18 protein-coding genes and 2 pseudogenes are annotated in these 19,693 nt (G+C 62.0%); 9 read left to right on the top strand and 11 right to left on the bottom strand.

What is annotated here, in order from left to right:
- Positions 1–288 (bottom strand): IS110 family transposase (locus A3728_RS15190; protein ID WP_150120835.1); only part of this gene is annotated, 288 nt, incomplete at its 3' end.
- A 236-nt stretch (positions 289–524) separates the two neighbouring features.
- Between A3728_RS15190 and A3728_RS23985 the strand changes: the two are divergent.
- The 5 genes and pseudogenes from A3728_RS23985 to A3728_RS23740 form a co-directional block, all read left to right on the top strand.
- Positions 525–728: pseudogene (locus tag A3728_RS23985) on the top strand (integrase core domain-containing protein); the annotation flags it as partial.
- Between the two features lie 18 nt (positions 729–746).
- The gene (locus A3728_RS15185) at positions 747–1,013 is read left to right on the top strand and encodes a MaoC family dehydratase (protein ID WP_201722190.1); all 267 of its coding nucleotides are present in this window, start codon (positions 747–749) and stop codon (positions 1,011–1,013) included.
- The gene (locus A3728_RS15180; RefSeq protein WP_201722339.1) at positions 1,006–3,117 is read left to right on the top strand and encodes an acetate--CoA ligase family protein; all 2,112 of its coding nucleotides are present in this window, start codon (positions 1,006–1,008) and stop codon (positions 3,115–3,117) included. The genes A3728_RS15185 and A3728_RS15180 overlap by 8 nt, the downstream gene beginning before the upstream one ends.
- The gene (locus A3728_RS15175) at positions 3,114–3,932 is read left to right on the top strand and encodes a citryl-CoA lyase (protein WP_067925411.1); all 819 of its coding nucleotides are present in this window, start codon (positions 3,114–3,116) and stop codon (positions 3,930–3,932) included. Before A3728_RS15180 ends, A3728_RS15175 begins: the two co-directional genes overlap by 4 nt.
- A complete protein-coding gene (locus A3728_RS23740; protein WP_067925408.1) occupies positions 3,929–5,347 on the top strand; it encodes a CaiB/BaiF CoA transferase family protein in 1,419 nt (472 codons plus the stop codon). The genes A3728_RS15175 and A3728_RS23740 overlap by 4 nt, the downstream gene beginning before the upstream one ends.
- A 98-nt stretch (positions 5,348–5,445) precedes the next feature.
- Here the strand turns inward: A3728_RS23740 and A3728_RS15165 are convergent, their stop codons facing one another.
- The 3 genes from A3728_RS15165 to A3728_RS15155 all read right to left on the bottom strand — a co-directional run bounded on the left by A3728_RS15165 (position 5,446) and on the right by A3728_RS15155 (position 8,395).
- Positions 5,446–6,429: a TRAP transporter substrate-binding protein gene (locus tag A3728_RS15165; RefSeq protein ID WP_161487252.1), complete on the bottom strand. Its 984-nt coding sequence runs from the start codon at positions 6,427–6,429 to the stop codon at positions 5,446–5,448.
- Between the two features lie 125 nt (positions 6,430–6,554).
- A complete protein-coding gene (locus A3728_RS15160; protein WP_067925403.1) occupies positions 6,555–7,841 on the bottom strand; it encodes a TRAP transporter large permease in 1,287 nt (428 codons plus the stop codon).
- Positions 7,838–8,395 (bottom strand): TRAP transporter small permease, encoded by a 558-nt coding sequence (locus A3728_RS15155; protein WP_067925400.1) that lies wholly within the window; start codon positions 8,393–8,395, stop codon positions 7,838–7,840. Before A3728_RS15155 ends, A3728_RS15160 begins: the two co-directional genes overlap by 4 nt.
- Positions 8,396–8,648: 253 nt before the next feature.
- Here A3728_RS15155 and A3728_RS15150 point away from each other — a divergent pair, with 253 nt between their 5' ends.
- Genes A3728_RS15150 through A3728_RS15140 form a run of 3 tightly spaced genes read left to right on the top strand, consistent with a single transcriptional unit; the run spans position 8,649 to position 11,948 of the window.
- Positions 8,649–9,908 (top strand): CaiB/BaiF CoA transferase family protein, encoded by a 1,260-nt coding sequence (locus tag A3728_RS15150; protein WP_067925397.1) that lies wholly within the window; start codon positions 8,649–8,651, stop codon positions 9,906–9,908.
- Positions 9,905–10,780, top strand: coding sequence for a GntR family transcriptional regulator (locus A3728_RS15145; RefSeq protein WP_067925394.1), 876 nt, complete (start codon positions 9,905–9,907; stop codon positions 10,778–10,780). Before A3728_RS15150 ends, A3728_RS15145 begins: the two co-directional genes overlap by 4 nt.
- Positions 10,781–10,784: 4 nt before the next feature.
- A complete protein-coding gene (locus A3728_RS15140) occupies positions 10,785–11,948 on the top strand; it encodes an acyl-CoA dehydrogenase family protein (RefSeq protein WP_067925391.1) in 1,164 nt (387 codons plus the stop codon).
- Positions 11,949–12,033: 85 nt separating this feature from the next.
- Here A3728_RS15140 and A3728_RS15135 read toward each other — a convergent pair whose 3' ends face one another.
- From A3728_RS15135 to A3728_RS15125, 3 genes are read right to left on the bottom strand one after another with little or no spacing between them, the layout of a single operon-like run.
- Positions 12,034–13,200 carry an acyl-CoA dehydrogenase family protein gene (locus A3728_RS15135; protein WP_067925388.1) on the bottom strand — a complete coding sequence of 389 codons (1,167 nt, stop codon included), beginning with the start codon at positions 13,198–13,200 and terminating at the stop codon, positions 12,034–12,036.
- A gap of 16 nt (positions 13,201–13,216) precedes the next feature.
- Positions 13,217–14,455: a thiolase family protein gene (locus A3728_RS15130; protein ID WP_067925385.1), complete on the bottom strand. Its 1,239-nt coding sequence runs from the start codon at positions 14,453–14,455 to the stop codon at positions 13,217–13,219.
- A gap of 16 nt (positions 14,456–14,471) precedes the next feature.
- On the bottom strand, positions 14,472–15,329 hold the full coding sequence (locus tag A3728_RS15125) for an enoyl-CoA hydratase/isomerase family protein (protein WP_236630528.1): 858 nt from the start codon (positions 15,327–15,329) through the stop codon (positions 14,472–14,474).
- 44 nt (positions 15,330–15,373) lie between these two features.
- On the opposite strand from A3728_RS15125, the gene A3728_RS15120 reads away from it, so the two are divergent.
- Entirely contained in the window at positions 15,374–16,477 is a 1,104-nt protein-coding gene (locus tag A3728_RS15120; RefSeq protein WP_236630526.1) for a CaiB/BaiF CoA transferase family protein, read from the top strand.
- 22 nt (positions 16,478–16,499) lie between these two features.
- Here A3728_RS15120 and A3728_RS15115 read toward each other — a convergent pair whose 3' ends face one another.
- The 4 genes and pseudogenes from A3728_RS15115 to A3728_RS15100 all read right to left on the bottom strand — a co-directional run.
- A complete protein-coding gene (locus A3728_RS15115; protein WP_067925379.1) occupies positions 16,500–17,288 on the bottom strand; it encodes an SDR family NAD(P)-dependent oxidoreductase in 789 nt (262 codons plus the stop codon).
- Positions 17,289–17,300: 12 nt separating this feature from the next.
- Positions 17,301–18,092: an ABC transporter ATP-binding protein gene (locus A3728_RS15110; RefSeq protein ID WP_067925414.1), complete on the bottom strand. Its 792-nt coding sequence runs from the start codon at positions 18,090–18,092 to the stop codon at positions 17,301–17,303.
- A gap of 61 nt (positions 18,093–18,153) precedes the next feature.
- The gene (locus A3728_RS15105) at positions 18,154–19,323 is read right to left on the bottom strand and encodes an ABC transporter substrate-binding protein (RefSeq protein WP_236630525.1); all 1,170 of its coding nucleotides are present in this window, start codon (positions 19,321–19,323) and stop codon (positions 18,154–18,156) included.
- Between the two features lie 105 nt (positions 19,324–19,428).
- Positions 19,429–19,693 (bottom strand): annotated as a pseudogene (locus A3728_RS15100) (branched-chain amino acid ABC transporter permease); the annotation flags it as partial.

Below are 19,693 nucleotides of genomic sequence, written 5' to 3'. Positions count from 1 at the left end.
CGTCCGGGCCAAACCCACAGAGGACACGAGCTTCAGATCGAACCCGGCCTGGCCGAGATGATGCGCCAATGGCCGATGGTAGTTGCCGGTTGCCTCGAAGCCGATCCTCACGGGCAGACCGTAGTCCATAAGAATGGCGGCCAAGCGCCGAAAGTCGTCGAGCGTGTTCGTGATCGTCAATCGACGGCGGCGCTTCTTGCCAGGTACGCCAATCAGCACCTCGTGGCGGTGCTTGGAAATGTCGATGGCGACCAACAAGGTCGAGGCAGTAGTATCGGTGGCGGTCATAGCCGGTCTCCTCAGCGGTGTGGTTTGTGCAAAACCACTGTTGAGACCTGAGACCCGGTTATGGCCACCCGCGTCGCTATCTGAGGGCTGCGCGCATGGCCATAACCTCAAACAAGCGCCTCTTCCCGACGTGCTACGGACCGGAGTTCATTGCGGCGCATCTGCAGGACTGGTTGAGAAAGGTCGGCATCCGACCGATGCAAATCTATCCAGGCAGCCCTTGAGAAAACGGATACAACGAGCGCTTCAACGGGACCTTAAGACGAGAAGTGCTGAATACCGAGTGGTTCCACAGCACGAAACAGGCGCAGGTCGCCATCAATGTGTGGCTCAGGCAATACAACCAGATCAGGCCTCATCACGCACTGAACATGCGCCCGCCAGTGCCTGAAACCTTATTAGAGAAACACCAAATCACTGGTACAGAAACTGGGGGCTAGACACTGGTGGTGTCGGTGATGTCGGGGCTGACCACGCGGATGCTGATGAATACGTTCCTGGAACCCTCGCTTCTGGGGCTGCTCGACATGCAGTGCAGCTGCCCTAACCCCACCTTCATCGGCGACACGATTGGCGTGCGCGTCACCGTAGCCGAGAAGCGCGAGACTTCGAAACCCGAACGCGGCATCCTGTCGTTCCGGCGCGAGGTCATCAACCAGCGCGGCGAAACCGTGGTGGAAGGGGTCTGGAAACTGCTCGTACGGAGGGCGCCGCAAGGTGGCTGAGCCGGTGGTCGCCCGCGACTTTCCCGATCTTTCGCGGCTCTTGTCGCCACGCAGCGTGGCGATCCTGGGGGCCAGCGAAAGGCCGCGTAGCGTGGGCAGTGATACCTTGCTGAACCTTGCCGAGCATTCCGACTTCGATGGGCAGATCTTTCCGGTCAATCCGGGGCGTGAAAGGGTGCATGGTTTGCGCGCCTATTCTGCAATGTCGGCCTTGCCTGGCCCCGTTGATGTGGCGGTGCTGTGCCTTCCAGCCGATGCGGTGGTGGGCGCCTTGCGCGATTGCGCGGCAGCAGGAACGGGGTTTGCGGTGGTCTTCACCTCTGGCTTTGGCGAAACCGGGGACGAGGGCCGTGCCGTCGAAGCCGAGATGGCTGAAATCGCCCGGCAAAGCGGGATGCGCATCTACGGGCCGAACTCGCCAGGGCTGAGCAACATCAACCGCGGCCTTGGGCTGACCTTTTCACCGATATTCAAGAACGACACGCTGGGCGGCGGCATTGGGCTTGTCACCCAGGGCGGCGGACTTGGCCGCGCCTTCATCCAGGCAAGCGAACGGGGTATCGGCGTTGGCCTGTGGTTCTCTACCGGAAACGAGGCCGACCTGACGATGGCCGATGTCGTGTACCACATGGTGGGCGATCCCGACATAAAGGTAATCGCCCTTCTCGCCGAAGGCTTCCGCGACGGGCCGCGCTTTCTGGCAGCTGCCCGCGCCGCTGCTCGCGCCGGCAAGCCGGTGGTGGCGATGAAGGTGGGCAAGTCGGACTATGGCGTTGCTGCCACCCGTTCGCACACCGCCGCGCTCGCCGGATCGGCGGCGGTCACCTCGGCACTGTTTCGCCAGCATGGCATCGTCGAAGTGGACGATCTGGACGAATTGATCGACACAGCTGCGCTGTTCGAGCGTGCGGGCATCGCCCGTCGTCGGGGCATCTGTGTCTATTCCTTTTCGGGCGGCACCGCGGCGCTGGCCGCCGACATGGTGGGCAGCGCCGGGCTGACCCTGTCCGAACTTGCCGCCGATACCCGCGCCGGGCTGCGCGCGTTGGCTCCGTCCTATGCGGCGGTCGATAACCCGGTGGACCTGACGACCCAGGTCTTCACGCAGGACACGCTCAACCGCGACTGCCTGTCGCTGGTGGCGCGCGATCCGGCCACCGATGTTGTGCTTCTGCCGATTCCCGCCGACTACGGCCCGATCACCGACCGGTCCGCCGACGACATGGTCGCGCTGGCGCCGGACAGCCCGGCTCTGCTCCTGCCGGTCTGGATGAGCGGGCATCGCGCCGCTGGCTATGCCACGCTGAACGCGGCAGGGCTGGCGCCTTTTCGCAGCCTCGGCAAGGCAGTGACGGCGTTGAAGCGGCTGATCTGGCGCGGCGACTGGAGCCCCTCGGGGACCTCCACGCTTGCTCTACCCGCACTTCCGCCCGGCGAGCTTGACGAGGCTGCCGCTAAGGCGGTGCTGGCCGACCTGGGTCTGACCGTGCCCGAAGGACGGGTCGTGACCAGTGCCAGACAGGCAGGCGAGGCGGCGCGCGGGATCGGCTTTCCGGTGGTTCTCAAGGCGCTGGTGCCCGGTCTTCTACACAAGACCGAAGCCGGGGCCGTGGCCGTCGGGCTGATGGATGAGCAGGCGCTGGCGGCGGCCTGGGGCGCGATGATGACATCGCTTTCAGCACAGGGGCACAGGCTGGAGCGCGCTCTGGTTGAGCGCATGGAACAGGGGCCGGGCGTCGAGGTGATGGCGGGACTGCACCGCGATCCGGTGTTCGGCCCGGTGGTGAGCTTCGGCCTCGGCGGCGTGATGGTCGAGGCGCTTTCTGACGTCACGCACCGCGCCGCGCCCTTTGGGCGGGACGAGGCGCTGGCGATGATTGACGAGATCCGTGGCCGCGCCTTGCTGGACCCCTTGCGGGGGCGCCCCGGTGCCGATCTGGGCGCGCTGGCCGATCTTCTTGTGACCATTTCCACCTTGGGGTCGCACAGTGACATCGAGGAAGTCGATCTCAACCCGGTACACGCCGGCTCCGAGGGCGCCACAGTGCTCGACGCAGTTATCCTGCGCGCACGAAGCAACATACACGGAAAGGCACATCAATGACGGTAAAGACGGAGATCGGCTTCACCACCCGCGACCGTATCTATGTGCGCGGACGCGATCTTGCCGATGACATCCTCGGAAAGATGGATTTCATCGACATGATCTATTTCACCGCCACCGGAAAAGAACCCGATGCAAGCACCCGTGCGATGACCAACGCGATCATCGTTACCGCCACCGATCATGGCCTTACCCCAAGTGCCATTGCCGCGCGAATGACCATCCTCGGCGCGCCTGAGTCGCTGCAGGGCGCCGTGGCCGCGGGTCTTCTGGGGGCAGGGAATCACTTTCTTGGCACCATGCAGAATGCCGCCGCCTTCACCCGCGAAGAAATTGGCAGCCTGACCGACGACGATGACGACACGGCCTATGACGCCCGCGCCCGCGAGGTGGTGGGCGCCTTTCGCGCCGCGCGCCGCATCGTCCCGGGCCTTGGCCATCCGATCCATGTTCAAGGCGATCCACGTACCCCTGTGCTGCGCCGCATCGCCGGCGAGAACGGGTTCGATGGGCGGCACTGGCGCTTCATGACGGCCGTCGAAGCCGCCGCGCGTGAGGAATATGGCCGCCTCCTGCCGATCAACGCGGCGGGCGCGGTAGGGGCCACCGTGACTGACATGGGACTGGCCCCGATCTGGGCCAGGGCATTCGCGCTGATCGGCCGGTCCGCCGGGCTTTTGGCGCATCTGATGGAGGAGCGCGAGAACCCGCAAGGACAGAAGATCTGGGATATGATTCTGGAACAGGACGACTCTGCAGAGCTCGCCGGGATCGCCGCCCCGGCCCGCGCTGAGGAACGGGGAAAGCAAAAATGAAAGCGATCACACCGCTGGCAGGGCTGCGGATTCTCGATCTGACCGAGCTGTTGCCCGGCCCTTACGCCACACAACAACTGGCCGAGATGGGGGCCGAGGTCATCAAGGTAGAACGCCCCGCGGGCGATGCTGCGCGGGTGATGTTCCCCGACCTCTTCGCGGTGGTGAACCGCGGCAAGAAGAGCATTTCGCTGAACCTGAAGGATGACACCGACCGTACTGTTTTCCTCCGTCTGGCAGAACGGGCCGATGTGGTAATCGAGGGTTACCGACCTGGGGTCACTACGCGACTGAGTATCGACTATGAGACGCTTTCGGCGCTCAATCCCGGCCTCGTTTATTGTTCGGTCAGCGGCTATGGCCAGACCGGCCCGGCGCGGAACTGGCCGGGCCATGATCTGAACTACGCGGCGATGTCAGGCGCGGCGGCCATTTCGGGTGCGCCCGACGGGCCGCCCGAATACACGACTGGCGTGCCGATCGGAGATCTGTCGGCGGCCATGTATGCGATAATCACCATCCTGGCCGCATTGCGCGCACGCGATGTCACGGGCCGTGGACAATATCTGGATGTGTCGATCACCGATGCGCTGGCCAGCTGGGTCGCGCCCCGCTACGGAGTGTGGGACGCGGCCCGCCGCGCCGGGCGTGAAGTCACAAAGGCCGACATATTGCGCCGGGCTGCTTATGGCATCTTCCAGGCATCAGACGGTAAGTTCATCACCATAGGGGCGATTGAAACTCATTTCTTCCGCCGGCTGATCAGAGCCACGGGCCTGACCGGTTTCGATGATCCTGAACTTGACGATTACGCGGCGCGAACGGCCCGCACCGAAGACATCCAGGCTGCGCTTGCGCCGCTGATCGGGGCGAAACCTTACGGCCTTTGGGCAAAGGTATTCGAAGCCGAGGACGTCCCTTTTGCCCCGGTCAACGCCTTGAAGGATCTGGCGAATGCCATCGACGACCATTTCGGATCCGGTCATGTAGGATGCCTCGTTGGACGCCAGAAACGGTACCGCCCCGGCTACTTCTGCCGGTTGGGCCGTGCGCTGCATGATCGTTGTCCCAAGTATATCCTTCTGACCGTCCGGGTCAGCCAGGCTGAAAGGAACCATCGCCGGAATCAAATGTGCAGAAGATCCTGTACGTTATCCATCCAGGATTTCTTTCGAGATGGTCATTCATGCGTCCTATCGATGAAGCATGGACCGGATCAGTCATACACAAAAGGTCGGACACTCTCGCTGCCGCCCATCTGCGCCATATCGCCGAAACCCAATTCGCCCGCGCCATTCGCGCATCAACTCGTCGCCGAGATCGGGACCGGCGAGGCGCATCTACGCCAGAGCAATGTGGCCGAACGTATGCACGGCTCGCCCGGACTTCAGCTGCATAACGGACGACCAAGCTGAGTGTCGAAGGGCAGGATTCAGATGCACCCACCGGCTGACTTCTGCGCGTTTTTGGTGGCCTGGCCCGACACAGGAACCGGGCCGACCACGATCTGGTATCAGTTCCTTTTCAGCGCGGACCGGAAGGCTTCCAGGATCTCGGTTCCGGGCTTGCCTTGGGCATTGAGTTGCTCGGCCCATTCGGACCCAACCGTCGACAGGATCTGGTTCAGCTTTTCGACATCTCCGGCGGGCAGGTCAACGAAGGTCACGCCCGCCTCGGCGATCTGCTGCTTGACTTCAAGGTTCTGGCGGTCGGCAGTTTCGCATCCTTCCCTAGTCAAATCTTCGCCAATCTTGGTCATCGCCTGCTGGACGTCCTCGGGAAGACTGTCCCACTTTTCGTGGCTGATCACGTAAGTCGCCACGAAGGATCCGAAGTTCATCCCCTGCGTGCCCCAGTCGAGGAAGGTCTCCATGCCGTAGGGCGTGACGCTGGGATAGGGGAAGAGCCCGGCGTCGATCGTCCCGCGGGACAAAGCCTCGCGCACTTCCGGCGCCGGCATCTGCACCGGCACACCACCGATCTTCTGGATGGTCAGGTCAAGCGCGCCGCCGGTGGAACGGATCTTCAGGCCTTCCATGCTGTCCAGCCCGGTGATCTCGCGGCTCGACGTCAGCAGGTTGTAGGGTGGCAGCACCATCGCCATCAGCAGGCGCACGCCGTTCGGCGCGAATTCGGCCTGGTCTAGCGCGCCGCCGGGCTTGGCGATCTCCCAATAGGCCATCGTGCCCTCACACGACGTCGAAAACGCCTCGGGCAACTGCCCGACCGCCGAAAGGGGCATCTTGTCGCTGACATAGGAGGGGCCGACATAGCCGATATCGGTCACGCCGGTCTGGGTCAGCGAGAGCAGGTCCTTGGCCTTGCCGAGTTGCTGAGCCGGGAAGTACGCGAACTCGGTTTTCCCGGTCCGCTCGCTCACCCGTTCCATGAAAGGTTCGATCAGGCTCTGGGCAATGTAATGGCCGGTGGGCAGGCTGTCGGCCGCGCGCAGTTCGATCTCCTGCGCTGCAACCGGCTGCACGGCGAGCGGCAGCAAGGCAACGCTCAGGGCCCAGCCCGCTGTCCGTAAGGGCGATGGGAATTTGGATATTCTGGTCATGATTTCATTCTCCTCCTGTCTTTTAGGGTTATGGACTGGCGCTATTGCGCAGGCCGACGTCGTCAGTTCATTGTCGAGGGCAGCCACAGCACCAGCACGGGAAATGCAGTGAGCAACGCGATCACCAGCAAATGCGCCAGAACATGCGGAAACGTGCCGCGAAAGATCTCACCCAAAGGTCGACGGGTATAGCGGGCCACCACGAAAACGTTCATGCCCAGTGGTGGCGTGACCATACCGACCTCGGCGGTCACCACGACGATCACCCCGAACCAGATCGGGTCGAAGCCCAGCGTCAGCACCAACGGCAGAAGCACCGGCACCGTCAGGATGAGGATGGCGATCTGATCCATGAAGGCCCCCAGGAAGATGTAGATGATCAGGATCACCACCATCACCCCCATCGGCGACATGCCGAGGCCTCCGATCCAATGCGTCAGATCGTTCGTCACCCGCGTGAGGGTGAAGAAATAACCGAAGATATGCGCGCCGAGGATCACGAAGAGAATCATGCAGGTGGTTTGCGCCGCCCGTCTCAGGCAGCCCCAAGCCGAGCCGAACCCCAGCTTGCCCTCACGCAGCGCCAGCAACATTGCACCGAAGGCACCGATGCCCGACGCCTCGGTCGGCGTGGCGATTCCTGAGTAGATCGTGCCGGTGACGGCCAGGAACAGCACCAGCATCGGCCCCACACGCGACAGCGACGCGATCTTCTCGCGAAAGCTATAAGACTGACCGGCAGGCGCGGCCGAGGGATCGATACGCACGAGAACCGCGACCGTGGCCATGATGGTCAGAGCGACCAAGATTCCCGGAATCACCCCTGCCACCAGCAGTTGTCCGACTGAGACATCGGCAATGATCCCATAGAGAATCAGCGCCACCGACGGCGGAATCAACATCGCCAGAGTGCCCGAGATCGCCACCACGCCGCTGGCCAGTTTGGGGTCGTAGCCCTCGTCAATCATCGCCGGAATCGAGGTCGAAGCGAGCGTCGCCGCCGCCGCTGTGCTCGATCCCGAGACCGCGCCAAAACCAGCCCCCGCCACCGCAGTGGCCATAGCCAGACCCCCGCGCAGGCGGCCGACCCATATGGTTGCCGCGCGGAACAGATCCTGCGCCACACCGGAGATGATCACGAACTCAGCCATCAGGATGAACATCGGGATAGTGATGATCTCGTAGGAATTCGCGGTGCTCAGCGGCGCGGTTTTCAGGATACCGCCCAGCACCGCCATTCCGCCGAACAGGTAAAGCCCCACGGACCCCGAAATCGCCATTGCCAGGGCCACCGGCAGCCCGATCACCAGCAACCCGGCCAATAGCGCAATTACCAAAGCCACCGTCACAGGGCGTCCTCCCCATGGAGAGCGGTCGTTTCGGGCGGGGGCGGCATCTCAACCAGATCGAGCCGCGAAAAGATGGAAAGCCCGTGCCCGACCGCCCGGTAGATCAGCCGAAGTGTCAGCAGAGCGGTGCCGGTCAGGACAATCAGATAAGCGGGCCACGTCAGCCACGGGACCAACGCGGCGATCCGGTCCTGCCCGGCATAGGAGCTTTGGAAGCGGTCCCAGGCCTCCAATCCGATCAGCGCCATAACCAGCGCCCCCGCAGCATAACCCACCGCCAGTCCAAGGTGCCGAAATCGGCGAGGAAGCACCCCTTGGAACAGATCGATCGCCACGTGGCCGTGATGGTGAAGTGTGTCGGGCAGCATCAGGAAAAACACCGCTACAACAAGGTAGAGCCCGATCAGGTCATACGACCAGCCCAGCGGCATCGAAAGTGCGTAGCGCATTGCGACATCCACGACCACGATCAGCATGATTGCCGCTAATGCGACGCAGGCCAGTGCCGCCAGCCCGGTCTCCAGCACGCCCAACCCGCGCGAGACGACTGACATACCGCGCACGGCTCCCCCGTGTTTCGGTGGCTTCATTGCGACCACGATCCCCCCTTTTTGTGCCATTGCGGGCCATTTTCCGCAGTGATCTCCGAACCGGGGAAAACTGATTGTGCCTCATTGTGGCAGGAACCTTAGCAAGGCCCTCTTGCATGTCAACGCACTGCGTGCAAAAAAATCCAGCAACATAGACTTATAGTCTTTTGCCGCGCCGTGTCGCCGGCACCGACGATAAAACCGGAGGGAGAGAGTCATGTTTCAAATGCTCGACGGGGTGCGCGTTGTGGAATTGGGCCATATTCTCCTCGCCCCCTACGCCACCCAGTTCCTGGGCGATTTCGGGGCCGATGTGATCAAGGTCGAAGCGCCGGAAGGCGACTATTACCGGCGCCTCGGCGTCTCGCGCGCGCCGGGTATGACCGCTCAGTGGATGGCGGTGAACCGGAACAAACGCAGCATTGCGCTTGATCTCAAATCCCCCGAAGGGCGTGCGGCGCTGCTGGAGATGCTGAGTCAGGCGGACATCGTGGCGCATAATATGCGAGTGCCTGCGATCGAGCGGCTGGGTCTTGGATATGACGCCGTGCGGGAGGTCAATCCGCGCATCGTCTACTGCGCCGCGATCGGGTTCGGGCAGGACGGGCCCTATGCCGACCTGCCCGCCTTCGATGACCTGATTCAGGCCCGGTCGGGTCTGGCCGAGGCCAACGGGCGCAACGCAGGTGCCCCCGCCTTTGTGCCGATGGTGGCCGCCGACAAGATCACCGGGCTGGCGCTGGGTAAGGCGATGCTGGCCGGCCTGTTCCGGCAGCGCACCACCGGCGAGGGGTGTTACATCGAAACTCCAATGTTCGAAACCATGGTGTCAGTGATGCTGAGCCAGCATTTCAACGGTGCCGCCTACCGGCCGCCGGAAGGCGGGTTCGGCTACGCCCGGGTGATGAGCCCGTTCCGCAAGCCCGCGCCGACCAGCGACGGCTTCATCGCGCATGGGATCTACAAATTCGACCAGTGGCAGCGATTCCTGCGCGCTGTGGGTCGCGACGACGTAGCCGACGGCCCCATGATGACCGACGCCGTGACTGCACAGCGGCACTTTCCCCAACTCTACGAGATTGTCGTCACGCAGATCCTGCCGCAGCGGACCACGGCAGAGTGGCAAGCGCTGTTCGATGCCCTCGATATTCCCAATGCCCCAGTGATGGCGATGGAGGATCTGCCCGACGATCCGCATGTCCGCGCCGTCGGTTTGATCGAAGACTATGTCCATCCTCAGCAGGGGCCGATGCGCCGGGTCCGCAGCCCCTACTCGATGCGAGGCGTGGAGACGGGCCCCGACCTTCCAGCACCTGCCCTTGGCGCACAAGGCACGGCGATACTGGAAGAGTTCGGCTTCTCACCGGAAAGGGTTGCTCAACTGATAGAGGCCGGTATCGTTGTGCAACCCGAGCAGGACTCGTCGGCAAACGACGGTCTGACGGGAGCGGTGCCTCGGTCCGGCGACCAGCCTTGAGCGGCACCCGGACCACCGGCGTCGGCCACTGTCCCCGCCCGGAGGAAGGCTCGGCCAGGGAACTGCTTCGGCAGCGTGACGGCATCCCCTTGTATCTCAAGCTCGCAAGCCTGTTTCGCGAAAAGATTCGCTGCGGCCATTGGCCCACACACAGCCAGTTGCCCACCTTGCTGGTCCTGCGCGAAGAATACGGTCTGGCGCGCGAGACCGTCCGCCAGGCCCTGGGGGTTCTGCGCAGCGAGGGCCTGATCGACAGCACCCGCGGGCTGGGCACCTTTGTCACAACGTCGGCCGAGCAGATAGAGGCGCATACGCCCGCCTACGATCCGCTGACGCTCGGGGCGCAAGTCCGCATCGAAATTCTGTCGCGCGTGTCCTGTGAAGACCGTCCCGATCTTGGCCGCGACCTGATCGGTTTGGAAACGCCGCTGGTTCATGTTCGCAAGCGCCATCACGCCGGGCAGCAGCCCTATTCGCTGGTCGATCTGTGGCTGCCGCAACGCTATTTCGATATGCTGCCTGAGGGCGCTGACGAAACGCAGCTCTATTCACAACTGCTGCGCGACCACACCGGCCTGACGGATCTGTCGGGCGACCAGATCATCACCATCGTTCGGGCCGACATCGCCACCGCGCACCTGTTGGGCATCACCCTCAGCGAGCCGGTGGCCCATGTGGTCTCGCGCTTGTTCGATCCCGAAGGCCGCCCGGTCATGGCTCACCTCGTGCAGATCCGCAGCGACGTCTTTGCCGCCGAGCGCCAGTTCGGCAATCTTGCCACAGGAGATCCCGGCTCCTGGCGCCCGCATATGGCGGAACCCGCCCCGCCCGAGCATTCGGAGCGACCACACCCAAGTCAGAAGAAGGAGTGATCTCATGGATTTCGATCTCACCGAAGAGCAACGGGCCATCCGCGACGCAGTGGCCAAGATCTGCTCGCGTTTCGACGATGCCTACTGGCTGGAACGAGAACGAACCGGGACCTTCCCCGAAGATTTCGCGGCCGAGATCGCGAAAGGCGGTTTCTACGGCGTGACCATGGAGGACCAATACGGCGGTTCGGGCCTGGGCATTACCGAGGCATCTCTGGTCATGCAGGAAATCGGGCGCTACGGCGCGGCGGCCAGTTCTGCGGTGCATATCAATATCTTCGGGCTGCAACCGGTGGTCGGCTTCGGCACCGACGAACAAAAGGCGCGGATGCTGCCGCCTCTGATCCGGGGTGAGCACCGCTCCTGCTTCGGCGTGACTGAACCGGACGCGGGCCTCGACACCACGAATATCTCCACCTTCGCGCGCCGCCGCGAAGGCGGGGGATATGTGGTCAACGGGCGCAAGGTCTGGACGTCGACGGCACAGCGCGCAGATCACATCCTGTTGGTTACCAGGACCACGCCGATCGAGGAATGCAAGCGACCGACCGACGGCATGTCGGTGTTCTACACGGATTTCGACCGTAGCAAGATCGACGTGCATGAAATTGCCAAGATGGGACGCAAGGCAGTCGATTCCAACGCCATCTTCATTGACGGGCTGGAGGTTCCAGAGGAAAATCGGATCGGAGCAGAAGGCGAGGGATTCAAGGTTCTGCTGCACGGGTTGAACGCCGAGCGGATCATTGTCGCTGCGGCAGCGGTCGGGTTCGGGATGCATGTTCTGGAAAAGGCGGCGGCCTATGCGCGCGAGCGCGTTGTCTTTGGCCGTCCGATCGGCCAGAACCAAGCGATCCAGCATCCGCTTGCCGCGGTGTGGATGCGTCTTCAAGCGGCGGAACTGATGACCTACAAGGCCGCCGCGCTTTACGATCAGGGCAGGCCCTGTGGGCTGGAGGCCAATACCGCGCGCAACCTCGCAGGCTCGGCAGCCTACGAAGCGGCGTTCCGGGCGGTGCGCACCCATGGCGGCTTTGGCTTCGCGCAGGAATACCACGTCGAGCGCTACTTTCGCGAAAGCGTGCTGAACTTCATCGCGCCGGTCAGTGAGGAATTGATCCTCTCCTACGTGGCCGAGAAGGCACTGGGGATGCCCAAGTCCTACTGACCCTTCGCCCGTATCGCGATTCCGCCGGGTCGTGCCCACCCTCGACGCTGACGACCGTCGAGGGTGGGGCGGCCAAGGCCCTTTTTCAGAACGCGTTCAACCCGGTCAGGTTTCGCCCGATCACCAGCTTCTGAATTTCGGTCGTTCCGTCCGGGATTGGCATCACCTTGGCATTGCGGAAGTGCCGTTCAACAGGGAACTCCTTGGTGATGCCGTTGCCGCCGTGGATCTGCACGGCCTTGCCGGCGATTTCGACAGCCATTTCCGTCGCATACCATTTCGCCATCGAGGTCTGCGTGTCGCAGCGCACGCCCAGATCCAGAAGCTGCAGCCCGCGCTGACACAACAGGCGCGCTGCATCCAGATGCGTTGCCATGTCGGCCAGATAGCCTTGAATCAACTGGTGTCCGCCAATCGGCTTGCCATGCTGTTCGCGATCCTGTGCATATCTAACGGCACATTCCAATGCCGCCTGGGCAATGCCAATACTCGTAAGGCCGACGAACACGCGGGCGCTTTCGAACAGTTTCAGGGTCTGGAACAATCCGCCCCCTTCGTTGCCAAGAACATGGTCAGGGCTGGTTTCGGCACGGTCGAAAAACAATTCGCAGGTCGATGCACCGACAAGCCCCAGCTTGCGCAATTCGCGGCTCTCGTATTTGCCTGTGTCGCGATCGACGATGACCATGGAAATACCGTCGTCCAGATTGCAGACAACGATGGCGAAATCCGACTGGGCCCCATTGGAAATCCAGAGCTTCTGGCCGGTGACGAAAATCTTGTCGCCCTCGCGGTCCGCGCGTGTCTTGACCTCGCGCACGTTCGAGCCGACCTCTGGTTCGGAAATACAGGTGGCACAGATCCGTTCACTGCGCAGAAGCGGCTTCAGATAGGCCTCTTTCTGCGCCGCATTTCCCAAGAGGTTGACCGCGAACACGGCATGACCCTGAATCAGCACCGCAATTGCCAGATCGGCCCATATCCGGGCCAATTCCTCGTAAAGGATTCCATAGGTCATCCGGTCGATACCGGCTCCGCCGTCTTCCTCGGGGATCAAGCCGCTGATCAGCCCGAATTCTTCGACCTTGGCAAACAGGGACTTCAGCGTTTCCGCATCGGGCGGGTGGCCGAGGTTCTCGTATTTCTCGGCCAGCGGCGCGAACTCTGCCTCGGTCATCTTGCGGAAGTTTTCCAGCAACATGCGTTGCTCATCTGTATAGATTGCCTGAGCGGCGGCGATCACGTTTTCCATGGTTCGTCTCCTTGTTTCAGCGGCCAAGAATGGTGACGCAGGCGGCGGCTTCCTCGACGCCGTGCAGCCCGCCGCCGTTTTCGGCGATGGCGTTTTGTGCGCCTTCGACCTGACGCGCGCCAGCTTCGCCGCGCAGTTGCGTGACCAGTTCGAAAACCTGCCCAATCCCTGTGGCCCCGACCGGGTGGCCCTTGGATTCCAATCCGCCCGAAGGGTTCACCGGAATGCGTCCGCCGATCTTTGTCTCTCCGCGCAGACTGGCCGGACCGCCCTCGCCGAATTCGACAAACCCGAGGTTCTCGATCTGGATCACTTCGCCCACGGCCGTGGCGTCATGCACTTCGGCCACCGACATATCCTCGGGGCCGATCCCGGCCTGTTCATAGGCCTCAAGCGCGGCAAGGCGAGTCAGGTGGTTCTTGTAATCTTCCGGCGGACGGTCGGTGCCGGACCGCAGGATCGCGGCCTTGACCTTGATCGCGCGCGCGGGATCGAGGCCCAGCCGCTTCAGCCCTTCGCCGGTGCATAGCACTGCCGCCGCCGCGCCATCGGAAATCGGGGCGCACATCGGCAGGGTCAGCGGATAGGTGATGGGCGGCGCGGCCAGAACCTGATCGACACTCATGGAATCGCGGTACTGGGCCAGTGGATTATGCGCAGAATGCGCATGGTTCTTGGCGGCAACGGCGGCGAACTGTTCCTGCGTGGTGCCAAAGGTCTTCATGTGCAGCCGCGCGAAGCCTGCGTAGACATCCATGAAAACACTGTAGGGCTTGGGCGATTTCGATCCTTCGGGTTCCTCGACTCCGGCACCCAGATCGGCCAGTCGTTGCGCGACCTCCTCGCCGTTGCTGACGTCCCAGCCGCTGTCGAAGGCCGAAAACATCAACGCTCGGTCGTCGGAATACATCTTTTCGGCGCCCACGGCGAGACAGCAGTCGCCATTGCCCGCCTTGAGGAAATCGACCGCCAGCTTGAACCCGGTCGAGGCGCTGGCGCAGGCATTTTCGACATTCACCACCGGAATGCCCTGAATGCCCATCTCGCGCAGCGCGATCTCGCCCCGGATCATGTGCTGGCCTTCCATGTGGCCCTGCACCGCGTTCGAGAAGAAAGCACCGTCGATACGATCAGCCGTCACTCCGGCATCGGAAAGAGCGGCAGCGACGGCGTCGCCGGTCATGTCCTTGATGGTTTTGTCCCGAAACTTTCCGAACGGCGTCATTCCGACGCCAACGACGTAAATGTCCTGCATCGTTTGTCCTCCTTACCTAGTACCCGCGAAACTGGGGCTTTCGTTTTTCATTGAACGCCGACAGACCCTCGTGCATGTCCCAGGATCGCATGTGCGCGCGCAGGTTCAGCATCTCTTCGGAAAGCGCGGCGGTTTCGTCCACATCCAGCGACCGGTTGGCGACCGCCTTCATGCGACGCAAGACGGCCGGACTCTTGTCAGCCAGCTTGTTGGTAAAAACCTGCACTGCGTCGCGCAGGTCTTCGTCCGCGACGACCTTGTTGACCAGCCCCCAGTCCATCATGTCCCGCGCCGAAACGTTCTCGCCCGAGAACAGCAGGTATTTCGCGCGGTTCAGGCCAATCCTGCGCGGCAGGATCGCCGCGCCGCCTGCTCCGGGAAAGACCCCGAAATTGGAATGTGCGTCGCCCAGCTGCGCACTTTCGGCGGCAAAGACCAGGTCGCAGGCCATCACCATTTCCAAGCCGCCCGCCATGGCCAGCCCGTTCACTGCGGCGATCACCGGTTTCGGGCCATGTCGCATCAGACCAAACGTGTGATCGACAAGATCCAGCAGATCCGGTTCGCCCGGCGCATGTTTGGCGCCCGCAACTTCTTTCAGATCGGCACCGGCGCAGAATGCCCGGCCAGAGCCGGTCAGGACAATTGTACGTACCCCATCGTCGGCCAGCGCCGATTCCAGCGCTGCTGCCATCTCGCGCAGCATCTGCGTTGACATCGCGTTGAGCTGTTCGGTGCGTTGGAAGCTAATCCATTCGGTTCTGTCGACACGCTCGACAAATAGCGTCTGTTCCGCTTCACTCATGTTAAGCTCCTGAAATTTATAAATATTATTGGCTTTTCGCCTTGTCTTTTGCGGCGATTTGCGGTGCACTCGGGCGGACCCGCACGTGGAAAACAAAAGAGCTGGAGATTGATATGAGCACTGCACCCTTGGCCGGCCTGAAAATCCTCAGCCTTGCCGAACAATTCCCGGGTCCCTATGCGACGATGCTGCTGTCGGACATGGGCGCCGAGGTGATCATGGTCGAACGACCGGGTGTCGGCGATCCGGCCCGTCAGTTTCCGCCTCTGTTTAGGGCCCTGAACCGCGGCAAACGCAGCGTTGCGCTCGACCTGAAGTCCGCCGAGGGGTTGACGCGGTTTCGCGATCTGGCGAAAAGCGCCGATGTCATCGTTGAAGGGTTCCGCCCCGGAAAGCTTGCGGCCTTGGGCGCCGGTTTCGAGGACATGCGCAGTGTCAACTCGCGGCTGGTTTATGTATCGATTTCCGGCTACGGGCAGGACGGCCCCTATCGTGACAGGGCGGGGCATGATCTGAGCTATGAAGGGGTCGGCGGCCTGCTGGCCGATCAGGCGGATGCGGGGCAGCCCGGACCGTTGCCCACCGTCCCCTTGGCGGATATTGGCGCGGCGCTGTTTGCGGCCATCGCGATCCTGTCGGCGGTTGTCTCCAGCCAGCGTGCGGGGCAGGGGCGTTACGTGGATGTCTCGATGTCGGACGCAGTGGTCTCCATGCTCACCGCCTTCCTTGTTCCGGCAGCCAATGGCACACCGCTGGGCGAATTTATCGCCGAACCGGGCTATGGCGTGTTCACCTGCAAAGACGGCAAGCTCATGACATTGTCCATCGCGCATGAGGATTGGTTCTGGCAACCGTTCTGCAATGTGATCGACAGGGCGGATCTTGCGCCATTGAAAGGTCGCGACCGTGTCGCCCGCAAGGACCCGCTGCGCGAAGAAATCGCGGCAATTCTGGTCGGCAAGACGCGCGCCGAATGGGGCGATCTGTTCGACGAGGCGGGCGTGCCCTGGGGACCGCTCAATTCGTTGGTCGAAACACTGGAGGATCCGCATGTGCGCGCCCGCCAATTGTTGCGCACCATCGCGCATGACAGCGGCAAGACAGAGACTTTTCTGGTCCAGCCGCTGAAGTTCGACGGTTTTGACTCCGAGATTTCGGGCCTGCCTCCGGAGATCGGCGCCGACAATGACAGCGTCTTTGCAGGCGGCTCCGATTGACGGGTACCCCCGGCATTTGGCTCTAGCAGGCAAAAGAATACCCGCCATTCACCGGATAGGTCTGTCCGGTGATCCAACTGGCAGCATCCGAGCAGAGAAACAGGATCATTCCGGCGGGGTCTTCCGGCTCGCCCAGACGGCGGATCACGTATTGCGACAATGCCCGCTTCTCGGTCTCTGCATCCGGGATCAGGTCGGCGACAGCCGGAGTTCTTGTGCCCCCCAAGGCGACGCAATTCGCGGTGATCCCGAACCGGCCGCCGGCTTTTGCAATTGCCCGCATGAAGCCGGCCGCACCGGCCTTGGCCCCGGAATAAACCGCTAGATGCGGTTCACCGACACGGCCGGCGTCGGAAATGACGGTCACAATGCGCCCATAGCCACCGTTGACCATCAACGGCATGGCGTGACGGGTACAGTTCAGCACCCCATCGAAATTGGTGGCCATCCAGCGGCGCCATTCGTCGGGATCGGATTCCCAAAACGGGACCAGATCGTCGAGCCGCGATGTCGGCCCGGCGTTGCCCGCATTGTTGACCAGAATATCCACGCCGCCAAATGTGGTCTGCGTTTCGGCAAACGCCGCGCCAACCGCGTCGAAATCAGAGACGTCGAAGGCGAGCGGCAGAGCCTTTGCACCCGCTGCCTCCACTTCCGCGGCAACGCTTTCGGCGCGTTCGGCGTGAAAATCGTTGACAACGATGGCACCGGCTCCGTGTTCCGCCAGATAAAGCGCGACTCGCCGACCAACGCCTTGCCCCGCTCCGGTTACAAATGCGGTACGACCTTTAATGGAAAGCAGGTTACTCATCTTCGTTCCTTTCTATCCCAGCCATCTCTTCCGGCGGCGATAGTGTTTGATATCTCGATAGCTTTTGCGCTCGCCCGATGCGGTGACGCCGAGATAGAATTCCTTGATGTCCTCGTTGTCAGCGAGCTTGTCGGCAGGGCCGTCCATCACGATCCGGCCGTTCTCCATCACATAGGCATAGTCGGCGATCGACAGCGCCGCGGCGCTGTTTTGTTCGACCAGGAAGAAGGTCGTGCCTTCTGACTTGAGCTGCTTGAGCACTTCATAAACATCCCGGATCATCATCGGGGCCAATCCCAACGACGGTTCGTCGATCGCGATGATCTTGGGGCTGGCCATCATGGCCCGGCCGATCAGCAGCAGTTGTTGTTCGCCACCAGACATGAAGCCAGAGGTGCGGTTGCGCAGGTCCGCAAGCCGGGGCATCAAGGTGTAAACATGGTCCAGGCGCTTTTTCAGCTCGGCGGAGTTGGGCACCATGTGCCCGCCGACGATCAGGTTTTGCTCTGACGTCAGATGCCGCAAAACGCGCCGGCCTTCCATCACATGGATGAGACCTTTTTTCACTACTTCCGAGGCTTCCATGTTCTGAATGGGGGTTCCGTCCAGAACGATGGACCCCGCCGAAACGGTTCCATCCTCGGATTTGAGCGTTCCCGAGATGGCTTTAAGCGTCGTGCTTTTTCCAGCGCCATTGCCACCGAGCAGAGCAACACATTGTCCCGCACGGACTGTCATGGACACGCCTTTGAGCGCCAGGATGACGTCGGAATATGTCACCTCTACGTTGTTGAGTTCCAGCATGGTCATATTGCCCGGGGCTAAGGATCAGAACGGGCGCCGCGACTGCGGCGCCCGGATTAATTCACCATTTCTCAACTTGCGGAACGTCGACACCCGTTGCCTCGATGGTGATTTTCCCATCTTTGACGGTGCCCACATTCACTTTGAGGCCTTCCAATGGGAACGGTGCTTCTGGCGTAAAGGACAAGGTCGGCAGGAAGCCATGGGTTTCTTCGGTGGTGATCGGTTCGGCAAAGAGCGCCTCGCGGACCATCTCTCCGGTCAGGCCCTCGGCGCCGTTCGCCTCGATCGCGTGCTCGATCACGGTCACGGTATAGAGACCCTGAGAAATCCCCATCGCGGTCACGACGTTCCAAGGTGCCTCGAGCCCGTAGTCGGCAACCAATGTCTCGTAGAATTGTCGCGCGGGAGTGTCCTCATCGGCCGCAATCGCCATGCCGTAGGCTTCAAAGTCCCCCTCCAGTTGCTCAAGCCCGCCAAGCGCGCCACCCGAGGCTGGAAGCCCGTTATGCGAGCTCATCATGATCGGGATGTTTGCCCCGTTGGCCTGCAGCCCACGTTTCGCGGCAACCACGATTGAGGTGTTCGTCTGGATGATCAGCGCCTCGGCCCCGGCCCGTACAACGCGGCGCATTTGCCCCGTCAGGTCGGTGGGTTGAACTTCGGTATAGATGACCTCGACGACGTCGATCTCCTCGGGGTGCTCTTCGGCATAGAGTTCAAGGCCCTTTGCCATGTCGACATAGGCCGGCGAGGCTTCGGAGGCGAGGATCGCAACCTTGAGCGGTTCGTCTCCGCCGCGCTGTTCACGCATCCAGTTCAGAAAGCCCGCGCTTTCGTGCGAATAGGTTGGACGTGGGTTGAAGATCCAGGCATCCGGCTGCCAGGCAAAACCGTAGGCCGCCGTGGCCATGAACATCGGGATTTTGTCTTCCGGCAGGCGTTCGGAAAGGGCCGCGACGTCAGGCCCACCGAGGCCGACAACCGCAATCGGGTCCAGTTCCGATTTGATCCCGGGCCAGAGACTTGCCACCTGTGCCGCGTCATAGCGGGTTTCGTAGTTCTTGTAGTTCAGCTTGACGCCGAGTTCCTGACCTCGGGTTTCATTCCACCAGGTGAACACAGCTTCGCGTCCGCCTGCAAGAATGGGCATGATGTCAGCATAGGGGCCGGAAAAGTCCGACAGCAGGGCCAGATTATAGGTCTCTTCGGCCTGCGCCTTCAAAGGCATGGTAGCCGCGGCCGCCAAGGCAGCCGCTGCCAGTAAGCCGCGAAGACCTCGATTCGATTGGTAAGTCATTTTTTCTTCCTCCCAGGTTTAGAGCCGTTCTATTTCTCAGTAAGGAAACGGCCAGATACGGTAAGACGACTTCAGGATGTTCCAGCGGTGCATCAGCCCCTTGGGTTCCAGAATCATAAACAATGCGATTACGCCGCCAAGAACGACATTCATGCCAGCGAACACAATGTCACCGCCAAGGAATGATACCGAGTCGGCGATATTGGGGCCAACGGTCGCAATGATTTCCTGGATGATGCGGATAATGAAGACGCCGACCAGAGCCCCCACGATGGAACCCATCCCGCCAACGATGATCATC

The sequence above is a fragment of the Sulfitobacter sp. HI0040 genome (assembly GCF_001634885.1).
In the GTDB taxonomy this organism is placed as follows: domain Bacteria; phylum Pseudomonadota; class Alphaproteobacteria; order Rhodobacterales; family Rhodobacteraceae; genus Sulfitobacter.
This window is presented reverse-complemented; position numbering and strand designations above follow the sequence as displayed.